This window comes from Desulfosalsimonas sp., assembly GCF_055149105.1.
The window spans coordinates 39037-55701 of sequence record NZ_JBSRLA010000018.1; the positions used below are offsets into that span (position 1 = coordinate 39037).

Below are 16665 nucleotides of genomic sequence, written 5' to 3' on the forward strand. Positions count from 1 at the left end.
TATGTATTTGTCTGTGTTGGATTAACCACTTGTTTTTTCAAGGGTTAAATTATAATTATAAGCCAGATTGCATTGATTTGCAAATGATATTTTTCAGCCACGCCTTTGGGGCGCAGCCGCCGATGCCCCCGATATTGGGCAAAGTCATGGGATTTGTCTTTATGTCTGTCTTTTGCGGTAAAAATCGTCCCTGAAGGTCAAAAACCGATCTTTTTCAATGGCCGATCGCAGTTGGCCCATCAGGGTGGTGTAGTAATGGATGTTGTGGATGGTGTTTAAGCGGTAGGCCAGAATCTCCCGGGTGCGGTAGAGGTGATGCAGGTAGGCCCGGGAAAAGTTTAGGCAGGTGTAGCAGGTGCAGCCGGGTTCGATGGGGCCGGTATCCGTGCGGAATCTTGCATTGCTGATGTTGATTTTGCCAAAGGCGGTGAAAAGTTGGCCGTTTCTGGCGTTTCGGGTGGGCATGACGCAGTCGAACATATCCGCCCCAAACCCGGTCATTTCCACAAGATCCTCGGGCCGGCCCACGCCCATGACATACCGGGGCTTGTTTTCGGGCAGAAGCGGCAGGGTGGATCGGGCCATTTCATGCATGAGCGCCACAGGTTCGCCCACGCTCAATCCGCCCACGGCATAGCCGGGAAAATCCAGATCCGCAAGGCCCTGGGCCGAGAGTCGGCGGAGGTGCGGATACATCCCGCCCTGGACAATACCGAACAAAAGGTTTTGCCCCATGTTTTTTGCCTGCACCTGCTTTTGGCAGCGTGCGGCCCAGTCCAGGGTGAGCTCGTGTGCGGCTTGTGCCTCTTTTTCCTCTGCCGGATGGGAAATGCACTGATCCAGGCACATGAGAATGTCGGAGTTGAGCCTGAGCTGGATGTCCACGGCATCCTCCGGGGAGATTAAATGCCGGGAGCCGTCAATATGGGACTGGAAGGCATAACCGTCTGGGGTGATTTTGGCCATTTTGGCCAGGGAAAAGATCTGAAATCCGCCCGAATCGGTGAGAATCGGGGCGTTCCAGTTCATAAACCCGTGCAGGCCCCCAAAAATATCAATGACATCGCAGCCGGGCCGCAGATAAAGATGATAGGTGTTTCCCAGGATGATCTGCGCCCCGCAGGTCGAAATTTCTTCCGGGGACAGGGCCTTTACCGTGCCCAGGGTGCCCACGGGCATAAACACCGGGGTTTTGACAATGCCGTGGGCGGTGGCAAGGGATCCGGTCCGCGCCCGGGTTTCCGAGCTTTGGGATTTAATGGCAAAAACAGACATGAGGTTGCTTTTTCCCGGGTCCAGGTGTTTTTCTAGTGGATGAACATGGCATCGCCATAGCTGAAAAAACGGTATCTTTCGGCAATGGCCTCGCGGTAGGCCGCCATGATATTGTCTTTTCCGGCAAAGGCCGATACCAGCATCAACAGGGTGGACCGGGGCAGGTGAAAATTGGTGATCATGGCATCAATGGCCTTAAACCGGTATCCAGGGTAGATAAACAGGTCGCACTGCCCGGATCCGCTTTGGATCCGGCCGAAATCGTCTGCGGCATATTCAAGGGTGCGCACGGATGTGGTGCCCACGGCCACGATCCTTTGGCCGTTGGCCCGGGCTGCGTTGATCCGGTCTGCTGTCGGCGTGCTGATCTCATAATGCTCTGTGTGCATCTGATGCTCGCGGATGTCTGTGACCCGCACCGGCATGAAGGTGCCGTAGCTCACATGCAGGGTGAGTTCAGCAATCTCCACCCCCTTCTGCCGGATTTGCTCCAGCAGATCGGCAGAAAAATGCAGCCCTGCGGTGGGGGCGGCCACGGCCCCGTTTTGCGCGGCATACACGGTCTGATAGGCATGCCTGTCGTGTTTCTGCCCGTTTCTGCGGATATAGGGCGGAAGCGGGACATGGCCGATTTTGTGCAGGATTTCTTCAAACATGGTCGAGCAGGTAAATTCCACCACAAACGTGCCGTTTTCGGCCGAGATTACCGCTGCGTGCAGACTGTCATCAAAAACAAGCCGGGTTCCGGGCCGCGGGGCCTTTGAGGCCCGGATCAGGCACCGGCACTCAAACCGGTCCGGCCGGGTGCCGGTTTGTTTTCTGCCTGCGTAATCAATGAGCAGCACCTCGATTTTGCCTCCTGAGGCCTTGTGCCCGAACAACCGTGCCGGAATCACTTTTGTGTTGTTGACCACCAGCACATCACCGGCACAAAGAAGATCCGCAAGCTGGTAGAAGCGCCGGTGCGCTGTAGCCCCGTCCGCCCGGCAAACCACCAGCAGGCGCGAATCCTGGCGGCTGTCTGCCGGGTGCTGGGCGATTAATGCCTCGGGCAGGTCATAGTCATAGGCGTCAATGGCATAGGGGTTCTGCTCTTGTGTGACACTGTTTGCGTTCATCTGAAATAGCTCCGGCCGATATAGGTCAGAATCAGGCCCATCAACATGAGCGTGAATCCGAAAATGCGCAGGGTCTGATCCGGCAGTTCCAGGACCCTGGCCATCATTTCCTTCATCCGGTCGGGAAAGGTGAAATAGGGCAGGCCTTCAATAATCATGACCATGCCGATGACACACAGAAAAAAATCCATAAGTGAGTATCCTTGAGTTGCTGCGTTATTCAAATCGTTTACTATATCTGCCGGGTTGATGGATTGTCAAAAATAAAACCGTCCGGGGCTTGAAAAAGATTTGCAGCCGTGGCAGATAAGGGGTTTGGAACCACGGCATTTATCAAGCCATTCAATTTTACGTAAAACAGGTTAAGGATCTGCACACATGCGCTATGAACCCGTCATCGGCCTGGAAGTCCATGCCCAGCTCAAAACCCGGACAAAAATATTCTGCGGATGCTCCACTGCATTCGGCGCTCCGCCCAACACCCATGTCTGCCCGGTATGCCTGGGCATGCCCGGTGTTTTGCCGGTTTTAAACCGCTCTGTTGTGGAATATGCCATGAAAATGGCCCTTGCCACGGGCTGCCGGGTGGAAGGCACCAGCCGGTTTGCACGAAAAAACTATTTTTACCCGGACCTGCCCAAGGGATACCAGATTTCCCAGTACGAGCTGCCCATTGCCAGAAACGGCTGCGTGGACATTGCACTGGAAGACGGCACGACCCGGCGCATCGGCATCACCCGCATTCACATGGAAGAAGACGCGGGCAAGCTCATCCATGATCCGGACCGTCCCGTGAGCTACGTGGATTACAACCGCACCGGCGTGCCCTTGATTGAAATCGTATCCGAGCCGGATCTGCGCTCTCCTGCCGAGGCCGGGGCCTATCTGCGGCAGCTGCGCGCGGTTTTGCGTTATCTCGATATTTCAGACGGCAACATGGAGGAAGGCAGTTTCCGCTGTGATGCCAATGTATCGGTCCGGCCGCAGGGACAGGAGCAATTCGGCACCCGCACGGAGTTAAAAAACCTCAACTCCTTTAAGTTCGTGGAAAAAGCCCTGGCCTGGGAAATAGACCGCCAGACCGAAGTTCTGGAGCAGGGCGGGGAAATTGTCCAGGAAACCCGGCTGTGGGACACGGACAAGGGACGTACCATATCCATGCGGGGAAAGGAAGAAGCCCACGACTACCGGTATTTTCCCGATCCGGATCTGGTGCCTCTGGTTATTGACCGCACCTGGATTGACCAGGTCCAAAAGGACCTGCCCGAGCTGCCGGACCAGCGGCGGACCCGGTTTATCGCTGATTTCGGCCTGCCCGAATACGACGCCGGGGTCCTGACCGCATCCCGGGAGTTTGCCGATTATTTTGAGCAGTGCCTGGAAATGGTCAACCGGCCCAAGCTGGTGAGCAACTGGATGATGGGCGAGCTCACGGGCCTTTTAAACGCCCGCGGCATAAACATCACAGAATCGCCCATATCCCCAAGCCGGTTTTCCGGTCTTATCGAGCTGCTTGACAGCGGGGTGATCAGCGGCAAGATCGCCAAAACCGTGTTTGATGAAATGGCGGACTCTGAAGATGAGGCCAAAACCATTGTTGAAAAAAAGGGCCTGGTCCAGGTCAGCGACCAGGGGGAAATCGAGGCGATCGTGGACCGGGTGGTGGCCGATCATCCGGATGAGGCGGAGAAATACCGCCAGGGCAAGAAAAAGCTCATGGGATTTTTCGTCGGCCAGGTCATGAAGGAGACCAAGGGCAAGGCCAATCCCCAGGTGGTCAATGAGGTGCTAAAAAAGCGCCTTGGCTGACTGTGTGACAAATGACGGATTTTTATACGATCCGGTGAAACCGCTTTTCCAGGTGCGAAACCGGCCACCGGATCACCGTGGGCCGGCCGTGGGGGCAGTGAAAGGGGTTTTGGCAGGCATCGAGATCTTTGAGCAGGGCGGTCATCTGTTCGGGCACAAGTCTCTGGTTGGCCCGGATGGCCCCGTGGCAGGCCATGACAATGATGCACTTGTCTTTGAGCCGGGAAAGCTCCGGGGCCGCGCCCGTGGTTTCCGCGGCTTCGGCCATGTCGGCCACAAGCCGGCCGATGCCCTCGCCCCCGAGCATTTCCGGCACGGCCTGGACCACAAAGGTCCGGTCCCCGAAAGGCTCGATTTCAAAACCCATGGCCTTAAATTCTCCAAGTAGCTGCTCGATGACCGGAACCTGCCGGTAGGTGAGCTCAACAGTTTCGGGCATCAACAGCCGCTGGGCCGGAGGGGTTGCCTGATTTTGGCCCGCAGCCGCCAGCTGCTCGTATAAAATCCGCTCATGGGCGGCGTGCTGGTCCACCAGGAGAAGCTCATCGGGTCTCTCGCAGATAATATAGGTGTTGCGGAACTGGCCGATGATGGCCGCATCTGCAAAAAAACCGGATTGATGCGGCACCGGGGCGGCCCCGGGAGAAGTTTCGGCCGGGGCTTTTGAAGAGACCGGGACCTGAACCCGGGTTTGCGGTTCAGGAGAAGGCGCCGGGATGGATTCGGGTGTCTGTGAACCTTGCTGGTATGCGGCTTTGGGCTCAAACAGGTTTGTCTGCTCCCAGGGCAAATCCTTTTTTTCCATGCGGGCCGCGGGGCGCGGCTGCGGGCGCTGCCAGGTGTTTTCAACAGCCCTGCGCACGGCCCCAATCACGTCTTTTTGATGTAAAAACCGCACTTCCTGCTTGGCCGGGTGCACATTGACATCCACTTCTTCCGCCGGCACCTCCAGAAATACCACCGCCACCGGAAAACGGCCCTTCATGAGCCGCCCCCGAAAGCCTTCGCAAAGGGCGTAGATAATGCCGCGGTCCCGGATAAACCGGCCGTTGACAAACACGTAGATCCGGGCTGTGGAACTGCGGGTGGCAGAGGGGTCAGCCACCCAGCCCGATATCCGGGTCCGGGGGTCGCTGTATGCCAGGGGATAAAGCAAAGACGAAAACTCGCTGCCAAGGACATCGGCCACCCGTTCGGCCGGCTCTGCAGTCTTGGGCCAGTCCCGGACCGGCTTTTTGTTGTGCAAAAGCTGGAATCCGATATCAGGCCGGGAAAGGGCAATACAGGCAACGGTTTCGGAAATATGGCCCATTTCCGTGTTCACGGTTTTTAAAAATTTGCGCCGGGCCGGGGTGTTGAAAAAAAGCTGGCTGACACTGATCAGGGTGCCGGCCGGGGCCCCGGTCTGGTTGACCGCCTTGATTTTTCCGCCGTCGACAAGGATCTCGGTGGCGGCATCGGCCTGCCGGCTGCGGGTGACCATGCGAAAGCGGGAAACCGCGGCAATGCTGGGCAGGGCCTCGCCCCTGAATCCCAGGCTGGAAATGGCGTGCAGGTCTTGGGCGTTTCGGATCTTGCTGGTGGCGTAACGCTCTATGGAGAGCAGGGCATTGTCCTGGTCCATGCCGGCTCCGTTGTCAGAAACCCGGATCAGGGAGCGGCCGCCCTGCTCGATTTCCACCCGGATCCGGTCGCTTTGGGCGTCAATGGCGTTTTCCAGCAGTTCCTTGACCACGGAGGCCGGCCGCTCCACCACCTCGCCGGCTGCGATCTGATTGGACAAAATTTCCGGCAGAATGCGGATGGCTGTCATTTCCATAGCCTCCCGGGCGGGTTACTGGCCGGGGGCATCCACTTCTCCCCGGAGAAAACGATACAGAAATTCGGTGTCAGTGGGCGAAAGATCAAATTTTCTGGAGGCCTCCTCCACCAGGTCCTGGTTGGGCGCATCCGGGCGTTCGTATTTTTTGACCTGGCCGATCCATTTCACTGCTTTTCGTAAATCTTCCTTTTTGGGCTGCATCAGGATTTTCCCCCTTTCGGGTTTGGGTCTGGTGTTAAGCGCTGTTTTTAAGCCGCCGGCAGATCCGGCTTCTGACCACAGATCCCGGCGGCCTGTTCAAAGGCGTATGCTGCCTGCAATAGTCTGGCTTCGGCAAAGTGCGGGGCCATCATCTGCAGGCCGATGGGCAGTCCGCTTTCGGAAAACCCGCACGGAAGCGACAGGCCGGGAATTCCGGCCAGGTTGGCCGACAATGTGAAAATGTCAGACAGATACATCTGCAGCGGGTCATCGGTTTTCTCGCCCAGGCCGAATGCCGGTGTGGGGGCCGTGGGGGAAACAATGATGTCGCAGGTTTGAAATGCAGCGGCAAAATCATTTCGGATCAGGGTCCTGACCTGGGAGGCTTTTTTGTAATAGGCATCGTAATATCCCGCTGAAAGGGCGTAAGTGCCCAGCAGAACCCGCCGCTTGACCTCAGGGCCAAACCCCCTGGAGCGGGTTTGTTCATACATCTGCTTCAAACTTCCGGCCTCCTTGTGCCGGAATCCGTACTTGACCCCGTCGTAGCGGGCCAGGTTGGAACTGGCTTCTGCCGGGGCGATCAAATAATAGGCGGCCACGGCATGCTCAGTATGCGGAAGGGAGATTTCCACGCATTTGGCTCCGGCATCAGTGAGCTGTGAAACCGCCTTTTCCACCGCCGCTTTGACCCCGGGGTCCATGCCCTCGGTGTTTTGGTATTCCACCGGAATGCCGAAGGTCAGGCCCTTGATCCCGGCATCCAGCCCGGCCGTATAGTCGGGCACATCATTTTTGGCGCAGGTGGCGTCTTTGGGGTCATGGCCGGAAATGGCCCCGAGAAGGATGGCCGCATCCGTGACATCCTTGGCAAGGGGGCCGATCTGGTCCAGAGACGAGGCAAAGGCCACCAGTCCGTAGCGCGAAACCCGGCCGTAGGTGGGTTTTAACCCCACCACCCCGCAATGGGCCGCAGGCTGTCGGATGGAGCCGCCAGTGTCCGATCCCAGGGCGCCCAGGCACATGTCGGCTGCCACGGCCGCAGCAGAGCCCCCGCTGGAGCCCCCCGGGGTCCGGGATCGGTCCCAGGGATTGCGGGTGATCTGAAACGCGGAATTTTCCGTGGACGAGCCCATGGCAAATTCGTCCATGTTGAGTTTGCCGGTCATGACCGCGCCTGCGGAAAACAGTTTTTCCATGACCGTTGCATTGTAAGGGGGCACAAAATCGGCCAGCATGCGGGATGCGCACGTGGTGGCAATCCCTTTTGTGCAGATCAGATCCTTGATGCCCAGGGGGATTCCCGTAAGCGGGCCGGCGCTTCCCTGCCGGAAGTGGGCATCGGCCTGTTTGGCCTGCTGTCTGGCTGTATCTTCGGCCACTGTGATATAAGCGCCGATTTCCGGGTCCAGCTGCCGGATGCGGCCGAAAACCGCATCGGTTAACTCCCGGGCGCTGATTTGCCGTTTGGCCAGAAGCCCTTTGGCTTCATGGATGGTCAGCTCATATAGTTTGGTCGATGTCATGGTCGGCTCTTTTCTGTTACTGGATGACTATTCAATGACCCTGGGGACCACAAAGCTGCCGTCTTCTGATTCCGGGGCGTTGGCCATGGTGTTTTGGGCTTCGAGATGGCCGGCCACTTCATCGTGTCTGAAGGCATTGCAGATTTCCACGGCATGGGCCGTGGGCGATACACCCGTGGTATCCACCCGGCTTACGCTTTCGGCATAGGCCAGGATATCGCCCAGGTTGCGGGCAAAACCGTCCACGTCGGTTTCATCGATGGTCAGCCGGGCCAGTGCGGCCACGTGGGCCACTTCTTCTCTGGAAATTTTCATGGATTTTCCTTTCGGGCGGTTATTGCCGCTTTTCCCTTAAATCCCGGCCGCGCTGAAAAATTGTCAAAACCCCGGCTCATGGGGCAGAAGCATGGCATCCACGCCGGCTTTCTGGAGCCGGGTCAGATCGTTTTCCGCCTGGCTTCGGTTGGTGTAGGGGCCGATGCGCACCCTGTGCCAACGGCCCTGGCCTTCCACTGCGGCCTTCTGGGTAAAAGCGGGATAGCCCTTGTTTTTGTATTTGTTTTTCACGGTTTCGGCTTTTTGTCTGTCGCGCAGGGATGCCACCTGGATGGCGTATAATTTCCTGGAATCCGGCTCGGTCACTTCCGTTGAAGCAGGCTGGGCCGGCACCGGTTCGGCGGCCGGCTTGGCCCGGGGCGGCTGGATCCTGCTTTCTGCCAGATCCGGTTTCGGGTGTTTTGGTGTCAGTACCCGGGGCCGTCCCTGAGCATGCTCGTCGATCTCTGATTTTTCCCTGAGCCGGTCGTAAAATTCAAAGGAAATGTCATCCGGCAGCCGCCCGTCAGTGCCCTGCTGTTCTCCGGGCTCGGAGAGAACGCTGCTTTGCAGCTGGGACAGCTTTTCGTCCAGGTGCTGCATGTCAAAATGCAGTGGTGCGGAATTTCGCCCCACCAGGACCCCAAGGATAAACATGCATCCTGAGGCAATAAAAATCATCAGTACCCAGCCGGAAGTGCTTCCGCGGCTGCTGAAGGAATCGGTTTTGGGAAAACTGCCGCCCATGATTTTTTTTACAGTTCCTGCTACATGATTTCCGGGGTGCTGACCCCGAGCAGTTTCAGGCCGTTTCGAATCACCTTCTGCACGGCCACCACCAGGTGCAGGCGGGCCTTGCTCAGCTGTGTGTCATCGGTAAGCACCCGGTGCTTATTATAATAGGCATGAAACAATGCCGCAAGATCCATAAGATAGTAGGCGATCCGGTGGGGCTCCATGAGGGCGGCGGCACCGGAGAGAACCTCCGGGTATTTTCCCATTTTTTTGATCAAAGCGATTTCCTCGGCTTCGCTCAGCCGCTGCAGGTCCGCGGGTTCCGGGCTTTTTTGCACATCCGGGTTTTCGTCTGCAGCCTTTTTGCAAATGCTTGAAATCCGGGCATGAACATATTGTACGTAATACACCGGGTTGTCGTTGGTTTTGGCCTTGGCCACCTCCAGGTCAAAATCCAGGGGGCTTTCATGGTGCCGGGTCAGAAAGATAAACCGGGCCGCATCCCGGCCCACCTCGCTGACAACGTCGCTGAGGGTGACAAACTGGCCGGCCCGGGTGGACATGGAAACCGGCCGGCCCTTGCGCAGCAGATTGACCAGCTGGGTGAGAATGACGGTAAACTGGTTGCTCTGTCTGCCCATGGCCGAGATGGCGGCGGTCAGCCGGGGCACGTACCCGTGATGATCCGCGCCCCACACATCAACGACCCGGTCATACCCGCGCTGGTATTTTTCCAGGTGATAGGCAATGTCTGAGGCAAAATAGGTGGTCTGGCCGTTTTGGCGCACCACCACCCGGTCTTTTTCGTCTCCGAACGCGGTGGCGCAAAACCACAGGGCCCCTTCGCGCTCATAAATCAGATCCTTTTGTCTCAAAAACGCGATGGCCGCTTCCACCTTGCCGGCATCATATAGGCTTTGCTCGCTGTACCAGCGGTCAAAACAAACCCCCAGATTTTCAAGATCCTGCCGGATGCCGGCCAGGATTTGTTCTGCAGCCTGCCCGGCAAGCTCTTTTTCAGCCTTGTTCCGGGGCATGTCAAAAAGGCTTTGGCCTTTTTCCGCGATCACGGATCGGGCAATGTCTTTGATGTAATCGCCCTGATAGGCGTCTTCGGGAAATTCCACATTCTGCCCGGCAAGCTGGCAGCAGCGCAGATACACGGATCTGCCCAAGGTCAGGATCTGGCGGCCGGCATCATTGATATAATATTCCCGCTCCACGCGGTATCCGCAGAAATCCAGCAGCGCGGCTATGCTGTCGCCCACCACCGCTCCCCGGCCGTGGCCGATGTGAAGGGGGCCGGTGGGATTGGCGCTGACAAATTCCACCTGGACCTTTTGCCCGTCGCCAAGGTTTTCGGCCCCATAGGCCCTGTCCTGCTGGTGGATTTCATGGATTACCGGCAGCCAGGCCGAGGGGCGGATGAAAAAATTGATGAACCCGGGTCCGGCGATTTCGGTTTTTTCAATCAGGCCATCCGGGTCGGTGATATGCTCCGCAACAGCTTCTGCGATTTTGCGCGGGGCCATTTTCTGGGCTGCAGCCCCGGCCATGGCGAAATTGGTGGCAAGATCGCCGTGGGCACCGGTTTTGGGTTCTTCCAGTATGATATCCGGAAAATCGTCTGATGCCAGTACCCCGGCCGCATGGGCGGTGCGGGCCGCATTAAGCACCATTTGTTTCACGCGTTGTTTGATCATTGGCTTGCAACTGTCCTTGCAATGGGTTTAAGCAATGGTAAAATCTAAACTTTTAAGTGTTTTTTCAGGCCAAGTCAAGGAGTCATTGCAGGGCGTTACCCTTGGGCGGTGCGCGAGAGGATGTGGTTTAGGGTGTCGAGCAGGGGATGGATTTTTTCCCGGTGTTCAGGGGGGATCATCAGTTGGCTGACAGGCCGGTTGGTTATGGTGACGCATTTTTTGGCCATATGCGCGGGATCAGATCCCAGACAGAGCATTACGTCAATGAGACTGCCAAAAAAACCGGATTGGTCCAGGTGCTCGATGACCTGGAGAAAAAGAGTGTTGACAGTCAATGTCAGCTCATCGATATGGGCGCTTCCGGTGTTCCGGCATTTGGAGAAAGAAACCATGCACCGGCAGCCAAACGGACGGGTCGGATAAATGGAGCAAAGGTCGTTTTCCAGCAAAGGACAAGGCAAAGACGGTTCCGGCGGGGCTTCTTCGGCCGGGGTTTTGTTCTCCAGACACATTTGGGCATAGGCGTTGGTGGTCATGGCCGGCTGATACCGGGGGGTATGGAGATGGCCGCGCATCTGCTGGTATAAGGCCGCCTTTTTCTGCCCGTCTAAGAAATGATCAATGAACCGGCCTTCCAGACTGGTCAGGGTAATGGCCGTGGTGCAGCATTCGGCGCAGAATTTCTCGCAGGCAAAGGAGAAGCTGCCCATGTAGTCGTCATACAGGCGGTAAATCTTGCCCAGGGCATCGATGTGGCTCACTGGTTTGGGTTGGCTTATGGGCATGGTATTGGCGGCTTATTTTTCCTCTCTGCGGTATTGTTTGTAGCAGGAAATCACCTTTTGCACGTACTGCCGGGTCTCGGGGTAAGGCGGGATGCCCTTGTAGTGATCCACCCTGGAGGGCCCGGCGTTGTATGCCGCAAGACTCAGGTTCAAATCCCCGTTGTAGCGCTTGAGCAGACCGCTTAAATAGCGGGTCCCGGCGGTGATGTTCTGCCTGGGATCAAAAGGGTCTGAAATCCGGTGTTTTTTAATGTGTACCGGCATGATCTGCATCAGCCCCCGGGCTCCGGCCCGGGAAACCGCCGTGGGGTTGAATCCGGATTCCACCCGGATTACGGCCTGCACCAGTTCCGGCCGCACCCCGTAAGTAGCTGCAATGCTTTTGATTATTTCAGTATACCGCATCCCTGACTGCACCGGCGGCCGGGGTGCTTCAAGATGCGGGGTTGGTATGTAATCCGCTGATTTGGGGCTATCCGTGAAATGATATCCGCCTTTGTCGTCAATATACATATACATTTCCGCCCGGGCGGGGCTTGGCGTCAGGCAGGCAAAGGCCAGGCACGCAAGGCCGGCGGTCAGAAAACAAAAAAAATTTGCGGATAGGCTCCGGGTTCTGGCAGTCATGGGCCGTGTCAATGGCAAAAAAACCGTTTGGGTGCTGCTGGCCGAAAGGGCCGCTTTTCCGATAGTTATGCCCGAAATTTATTATATTGTATACATGAAATCCCTATGCGGGGTCAAGTAAAAGAAGGGTGGGCACACAATCCGGTTCAATCCTCTTCGGGCACAAAGGCGGATACTTCATCGATGGTTTCAGCGTTGGCAAGCAGCATGGCCAGCCGGTCAATGCCCAGGGCATTGCCTGCGGCCGGCGGCATTTGGCCCAGGGCGGCAAGAAAGGCCTCGGGCATCGGGCCGGCGGCAAGGCCCTGTTTCTGACGCCGCTGCAGTTCCGCCTCAAAGCGCCGGCGCTGCTGGTCCGGATCAATGAGTTCGGAAAATCCGTTGCAGATTTCCAACCCTCCGATATAGGCTTCAAAGCGTTCGGCCACATGGGGGTTATCATTTCTGAGGCGGGCCAGAGCGGCTTTTTCCGCCGGGTAATCGTATAAAAATATGGGTCTTGCGGGATCCAAAGCGGGCTCGATTTCCAGGGCCATACGCTCGTCAAAGCTCTGGTCTGCAAGTGCCGCTTCCATGGTGGTGTTTGTAAAGCGCTGAAAAGCCTTTTCGACCGTAATCTTGGGCCATGGCCGGTCCAGGCGGATAACCGTGCCGTGGCGCCTGAGATGCCGGGTTCCCAGGACCTTTTCACAGGTCTCGCGGATCAGGCTTTCGGTCTGGTTCATCATCTCATGATAGGTAAAATCGGCCGCATACCATTCCAGCATGGTGAACTCCGGCAGGTGCCGGCTTCCGCGCTCCTTTGCACGGAAGGTCTTGCAGATCTGAAAAATCCGGGGATACCCGGCAGCAAGCAGGCGTTTCATGTAGAGTTCAGGGGAGGTCTGCAAAAAGGCGCCGTCAGCTGAGATGGCCTCAATGTGGGCTTCGGGCGCGGGTGCAGGTGTGCGCACCGGGGTTTCCACCTCCAGAAAATCGTGGCGGCAGAAAAAGGCGCGAACCGCATTTAACAGCCGGTGACGGATCTGCAGGCAGTGGCGGAGCCCCTGTTGACGAAACGCGGTCATAGCAGCCGGGCCGTCCTATTTTTTTCGCACCCGGTACTGGTCTTCAGGCCGGTCCTGGAGCAGGATCATGTCATAGGGGCCCATGTCGGTTTTTTCAAACCATTGGTATCCGGTTTTGCGGCAGTTTTCACAGGCTTTGCGGGGAATGTGGACAGCCAGCACCCGCATTTTTCTTTCCACGGAAGAGTCGATTTTCAAAACACCGCTGCACTCCCGGCACACCTGGAGGGTTTCATGCTGGGATTCATAAAATCCGTCCGTGTCGTAAAAAACGGTATTGTGGCGCTCGGCATAAATTACGTTTTCCTGCATGCGGATGCGGATGTTTTGCCGGTCGTTCCAGGTATCTATGACCTGCTGGCAGGTTTTTTCAATGGTTGCGGTGATGCTGGGGCCCTGGCGGAGACGTTCGGCCGAGTACTCGGGTTCCACCACGTGGCTGTAATCCATGCCGGCCATGGCCAGAATGAGGCCGACATTGACGTAGGGAAGGGCGCTTTCAATGGAGTATCCGCCTTCGAGCACGGCAATGTCGGGCTTGAGCCGGGCGGTGAGATCCGCATAACCCTTGGCGGAAAAATTCATGTTGGTCAGCGGGTCTGTGAAATGATTGTCCTGGCCGGCGGAGTTGACGATCAGATCCGGTTTGAACTCCTGGAGTATGGGCAGCACGGCTTTTTCCAGCACGGTGAGAAAACCTTCTTCCGAGGTATAGGGCGGAAGCGGAATGTTTAAGGTTGTGCCCGCAGCCGTGGGACCGCCGGTTTCATTGTTAAAGCCCGTGCCCGGAAACAGGGTTCGGCCGTCCTGGTGCATGGAGATAAACAATGTGTCCGGATCATGCCAGTAAATGTCCTGGGTGCCGTCGCCGTGATGACAGTCCGTGTCAATGATGGCCACCCGGTCGACTCCGTAGGCCTGGCGGAGGTATTCGATCATGATGGCTTCGTTGTTGACGTTGCAAAACCCCCTTCCGCCGTGGACCACGCGCATGGCGTGGTGGCCCGGGGGCCTGACCAGGGCAAATCCGCGATCCACAAGACCGTCCATTTTGGCCTTGCCAATGGTTTTGGCACCCCCGGCGCTGATGAAATGCGATTCGGTCATAACGCTTCTGGCATCCGGCACGCAGAAATGAACCCGCTGTACATCCTTGATATCCACCACACCGGCCTTGAATTCGTCAATGCCTTCAACGTCAAGAAGGCCCTCCTCGGAGATCTGGTCCTGGGTGTAGAGAAGGCGCTCTTCGCGCTCCGGGTGAGTGGCGCTGATGGCCCAGTCGTATGCCGGGAAAAAAACCAGGCCCGTATGGGTCTTGGCCTTTAGCATGGGTGATCTCCGTTTCGGGATTGTTTTTTGATTTGCGCAATGATCTTTTCATACTGGCCGATGAGTCCGGGCCGGACCTGGACCTTGATGCGGATGTTTTTGCCGATCATCCGGAAATCGCGCACCATGTTAAATTCCAGCGCCTCGGTGACATCGGTGACAAGGTCGCCTGAGCTGGCCCCTTCCCTGAGGGCTTTTTTCTCCAGCAGTTCCGTGGCCATTTCCGTGGCATCAGCCATTGTAAAACCCGGCTTGAGCGCCTGGATAAACATTTCCTCAGGGGCCGAGGCCTCGAGCTTGTAGGTGTCTGCAAACAGGGTCACTTCGCATGTGGTGCGCGAAAGGGCCGTGCCCACGGCGTTGGCCACGTCCCAGTGCGGTACCACGCTAACCTGGTAATCAGAAACAGCCGTAAAATTTTCTGCAAACATGGGTGCCGGCCCGCCGAGTACCAGAAGCCGGGTGGGCTTGATCTGGTGGCCGTGCAGGGCCTCGCGCACCGTGTAAACGGGCCTGCTGTTGATCAGGCTCACCATTTGCCGGGCGGAATCCAGAATTTCCCGGCAGGTCTGGTCAAATATTCGCCGGGCGGCTTCAGCGGTGGAAACTCCCAGAAGCTGTGCAATGGCCTCAATGCCTTTTTCCGCCTTTTCCCGGTCGCCGTTTTGGGCCTTGCCCAGGACAAAAAGAGCGTCTGTGGGCGTGGGTTCCGGGCCGTCATAGGCCATGGCCGGACCGGTTCTGTCCGGTCCGATAAACAGGTGTCCGTGTTCCACCCGCACCGTGCTGTCACCGCCCAGGCCCACGGAATAGGAGTGCAGGGCCCGGATCAGGGTTTTGTGTTCAGCGATTTCGATTCCGTAGGGTGCCAGCACAGGCACGCCATTGATGAGCACGGCCATATCCGTGGTTGTGCCGCCGATATCGAGCACAATGGTCTCTTCGTCATCTGCGGCAAAACCGATGGAGCCCATCACGCTTGCCGCCGGTCCGGAGAGAATCGACTGGCCGGGAAAGTCAATGGAGGTTTCAAAATCCATGGTCCCGCCGTCTGCCTTGAGGATATAGATGGGTATCTGGATGCCTTTTTTGTCCAGGGATTGCCGGACGGCCTCAAAGAAGCGTTTGTGCAGGGGATAGACGGATGCGTTTAAAAAAGCCGTGGTGATGCGGCGGGGAAAGCTGAAGTTGCCCGAGACGTTGTGCCCGAGAAAGACCTTTTCAAACATGGGGGAAATGATTTCCCGGATGCGTTTTTCATGGGCCGGGTTGCGAATGGAAAATTTGCCCACCACGCCCACGTACTCGATGCCTGAATCCCGCATGCGGGATGCGGCATCTTCCACTGCCTTTTCATCGGGCTTTAAAATCTCCCTGCCGCTGTGATCCATTGCCCCGGCCACCCGGTAATAGTGCTCGCAGGTGCGGAAATTTTCCGGGTCGATTCCGGGCCCGGAGGTCACGATCATGCCCACGGCCGGAAGCTTGTCCTGTACAATGGCGTTTGTGGTCAGGGTGGTGCTCAAAACCGCGTGGGAAATTTGACTGATATCGATATCGCGGGTAATGTGTTCCAGGCCGGAGAAAACCGCATCAAAAAGCGCCGATGTGTCGGTTGGCACCTTGATCCGTCTTTCCAGGCCGTTTTCGCCCACAAGAACAACGTCGGTATGGGTTCCGCCAACATCTAATCCGATGATCATGGTCTGCCCCTGGTCTATGGGATCGTTTCGGCGTATCCGGCGGCTGGCCGGACAATGCGTGTCTATGACATTGCTAACCGATATGATCATCGTTGTCAACCGAATCATCGGGCGCCGGGCAACGGGCAGTAAATTTCATCCTGCTTTGTGCAGATGCTTATCGGCTGTCTTTTAGGGGTTTTCGCATGATGCGGGCCGGTGGTGGCGGTTTGCTCCCTGCTGACCGCTTGCGCGCTCAATGCGACTCGCAAACCGCCCCCACCGGACCGCCTCATGGCCGGCGCCCGTCAGGTTTGTCAGGAAGGAAGCCCTGCGGCCAAGCTTACGCGATAGGAACAGGCGTTTACAATTTGCATTTTTCGTGGAAAAATGCCAGTGCTTGCAGAAAAACTTTCTCGGTCCCGGAAGAGCGTTTCCAGGGAAGCCCAAGGACGGGGTCGGTTTTTGAAGCGACATTGAGCGTTTACGGAAAAATTCAGCAAATGCCGGAGCTAAAAAATTTCAAATTGTTTGAGGCCGACAGGCCGAGTTTTTGAAATTTTAAGCGTAGGCATTGGCTGAATCCGTAAACGGTCAGGAGCGAAAAAACTGACCCCGGCCGCAGGGCTTCCTTCCTGACAAACAGCGGACGCGGTAAAAAGCTTTTT

At 57.0% G+C, this 16665-nt stretch carries 15 protein-coding genes; 1 reads left to right on the top strand and 14 read right to left on the bottom strand.

All coding sequences use genetic code 11. The features are described 5' to 3' along the window. Positions 1 to 159: 159 nt before the first annotated feature. From tgt to ACTCIA_RS06350, 3 genes are read right to left on the bottom strand one after another with little or no spacing between them, the layout of a single operon-like run. Positions 160 to 1275 (bottom strand): tRNA guanosine(34) transglycosylase Tgt, encoded by a 1116-nt coding sequence (gene tgt, locus ACTCIA_RS06340; RefSeq protein ID WP_463000961.1) that lies wholly within the window; start codon positions 1273 to 1275, stop codon positions 160 to 162. A gap of 32 nt (positions 1276 to 1307) precedes the next feature. Continuing rightward, a complete protein-coding gene (gene queA, locus ACTCIA_RS06345; RefSeq protein ID WP_463000962.1) occupies positions 1308 to 2393 on the bottom strand; it encodes a tRNA preQ1(34) S-adenosylmethionine ribosyltransferase-isomerase QueA in 1086 nt (361 codons plus the stop codon). Next, complete coding sequence (locus tag ACTCIA_RS06350) at positions 2390 to 2584, bottom strand: DUF2065 domain-containing protein (RefSeq protein ID WP_463000963.1); 195 nt, start codon at positions 2582 to 2584, stop codon at positions 2390 to 2392. Before ACTCIA_RS06350 ends, queA begins: the two co-directional genes overlap by 4 nt. A 187-nt stretch (positions 2585 to 2771) precedes the next feature. Between ACTCIA_RS06350 and gatB the strand changes: the two genes are divergently transcribed. After that, on the top strand, positions 2772 to 4202 hold the full coding sequence (gatB, locus tag ACTCIA_RS06355; protein WP_463000964.1) for an Asp-tRNA(Asn)/Glu-tRNA(Gln) amidotransferase subunit GatB: 1431 nt from the start codon (positions 2772 to 2774) through the stop codon (positions 4200 to 4202). 22 nt (positions 4203 to 4224) lie between these two features. Here gatB and mutL read toward each other — a convergent pair whose 3' ends face one another. From mutL to ACTCIA_RS06410, 11 genes are all read right to left on the bottom strand, one after another. After that, positions 4225 to 6015: a DNA mismatch repair endonuclease MutL gene (gene mutL, locus ACTCIA_RS06360; protein WP_463000965.1), complete on the bottom strand. Its 1791-nt coding sequence runs from the start codon at positions 6013 to 6015 to the stop codon at positions 4225 to 4227. A 21-nt stretch (positions 6016 to 6036) separates the two neighbouring features. Continuing rightward, positions 6037 to 6225 (bottom strand): hypothetical protein, encoded by a 189-nt coding sequence (locus tag ACTCIA_RS06365; RefSeq protein ID WP_410268428.1) that lies wholly within the window; start codon positions 6223 to 6225, stop codon positions 6037 to 6039. Between the two features lie 47 nt (positions 6226 to 6272). After that, positions 6273 to 7751 carry an Asp-tRNA(Asn)/Glu-tRNA(Gln) amidotransferase subunit GatA gene (gene gatA, locus ACTCIA_RS06370; RefSeq protein WP_463000966.1) on the bottom strand — a complete coding sequence of 493 codons (1479 nt, stop codon included), beginning with the start codon at positions 7749 to 7751 and terminating at the stop codon, positions 6273 to 6275. A gap of 27 nt (positions 7752 to 7778) precedes the next feature. Continuing rightward, positions 7779 to 8066: an Asp-tRNA(Asn)/Glu-tRNA(Gln) amidotransferase subunit GatC gene (gene gatC / locus ACTCIA_RS06375; protein ID WP_463000967.1), complete on the bottom strand. Its 288-nt coding sequence runs from the start codon at positions 8064 to 8066 to the stop codon at positions 7779 to 7781. Between the two features lie 63 nt (positions 8067 to 8129). Then, positions 8130 to 8813: an SPOR domain-containing protein gene (locus tag ACTCIA_RS06380; protein ID WP_463000968.1), complete on the bottom strand. Its 684-nt coding sequence runs from the start codon at positions 8811 to 8813 to the stop codon at positions 8130 to 8132. A 20-nt stretch (positions 8814 to 8833) separates the two neighbouring features. Further along, on the bottom strand, positions 8834 to 10501 hold the full coding sequence (gene argS, locus ACTCIA_RS06385) for an arginine--tRNA ligase (RefSeq protein WP_463000974.1): 1668 nt from the start codon (positions 10499 to 10501) through the stop codon (positions 8834 to 8836). A gap of 98 nt (positions 10502 to 10599) precedes the next feature. Next, the gene (locus ACTCIA_RS06390) at positions 10600 to 11289 is read right to left on the bottom strand and encodes a hypothetical protein (protein WP_463000969.1); all 690 of its coding nucleotides are present in this window, start codon (positions 11287 to 11289) and stop codon (positions 10600 to 10602) included. 12 nt (positions 11290 to 11301) lie between these two features. Continuing rightward, a complete protein-coding gene (locus ACTCIA_RS06395; protein ID WP_463000970.1) occupies positions 11302 to 11916 on the bottom strand; it encodes a transglycosylase SLT domain-containing protein in 615 nt (204 codons plus the stop codon). 146 nt (positions 11917 to 12062) lie between these two features. Beyond that, positions 12063 to 12983 carry an EF-P lysine aminoacylase EpmA gene (gene epmA, locus ACTCIA_RS06400; RefSeq protein ID WP_463000971.1) on the bottom strand — a complete coding sequence of 307 codons (921 nt, stop codon included), beginning with the start codon at positions 12981 to 12983 and terminating at the stop codon, positions 12063 to 12065. 15 nt (positions 12984 to 12998) lie between these two features. Continuing rightward, positions 12999 to 14315, bottom strand: coding sequence for a histone deacetylase family protein (locus ACTCIA_RS06405; RefSeq protein WP_463000972.1), 1317 nt, complete (start codon positions 14313 to 14315; stop codon positions 12999 to 13001). After that, on the bottom strand, positions 14309 to 16108 hold the full coding sequence (locus ACTCIA_RS06410; RefSeq protein ID WP_463000973.1) for a hydantoinase/oxoprolinase family protein: 1800 nt from the start codon (positions 16106 to 16108) through the stop codon (positions 14309 to 14311). Before ACTCIA_RS06410 ends, ACTCIA_RS06405 begins: the two co-directional genes overlap by 7 nt. Between the last annotated feature and the right edge of the window lie 557 nt (positions 16109 to 16665).

Bases quoted from the DNA above. Each gene is read 5' to 3' on its own strand.
- tgt (WP_463000961.1), bottom strand. From the start codon at position 1,275: ATGTCTGTTTTTGCCATTAAATCCCAAAGCTCGGAAACCCGGGCGCGG.
- queA (WP_463000962.1), bottom strand. From the start codon at position 2,393: ATGAACGCAAACAGTGTCACACAAGAGCAGAACCCCTATGCCATTGAC.
- ACTCIA_RS06350 (WP_463000963.1), bottom strand. From the start codon at position 2,584: ATGGATTTTTTTCTGTGTGTCATCGGCATGGTCATGATTATTGAAGGC.
- gatB (WP_463000964.1), top strand. From the start codon at position 2,772: ATGCGCTATGAACCCGTCATCGGCCTGGAAGTCCATGCCCAGCTCAAA.
- mutL (WP_463000965.1), bottom strand. From the start codon at position 6,015: ATGACAGCCATCCGCATTCTGCCGGAAATTTTGTCCAATCAGATCGCA.
- ACTCIA_RS06365 (WP_410268428.1), bottom strand. From the start codon at position 6,225: ATGCAGCCCAAAAAGGAAGATTTACGAAAAGCAGTGAAATGGATCGGC.
- gatA (WP_463000966.1), bottom strand. From the start codon at position 7,751: ATGACATCGACCAAACTATATGAGCTGACCATCCATGAAGCCAAAGGG.
- gatC (WP_463000967.1), bottom strand. From the start codon at position 8,066: ATGAAAATTTCCAGAGAAGAAGTGGCCCACGTGGCCGCACTGGCCCGG.
- ACTCIA_RS06380 (WP_463000968.1), bottom strand. From the start codon at position 8,813: ATGGGCGGCAGTTTTCCCAAAACCGATTCCTTCAGCAGCCGCGGAAGC.
- ACTCIA_RS06390 (WP_463000969.1), bottom strand. From the start codon at position 11,289: ATGCCCATAAGCCAACCCAAACCAGTGAGCCACATCGATGCCCTGGGC.
- ACTCIA_RS06395 (WP_463000970.1), bottom strand. From the start codon at position 11,916: ATGACTGCCAGAACCCGGAGCCTATCCGCAAATTTTTTTTGTTTTCTG.
- epmA (WP_463000971.1), bottom strand. From the start codon at position 12,983: ATGACCGCGTTTCGTCAACAGGGGCTCCGCCACTGCCTGCAGATCCGT.
- ACTCIA_RS06405 (WP_463000972.1), bottom strand. From the start codon at position 14,315: ATGCTAAAGGCCAAGACCCATACGGGCCTGGTTTTTTTCCCGGCATAC.
- ACTCIA_RS06410 (WP_463000973.1), bottom strand. From the start codon at position 16,108: ATGATCATATCGGTTAGCAATGTCATAGACACGCATTGTCCGGCCAGC.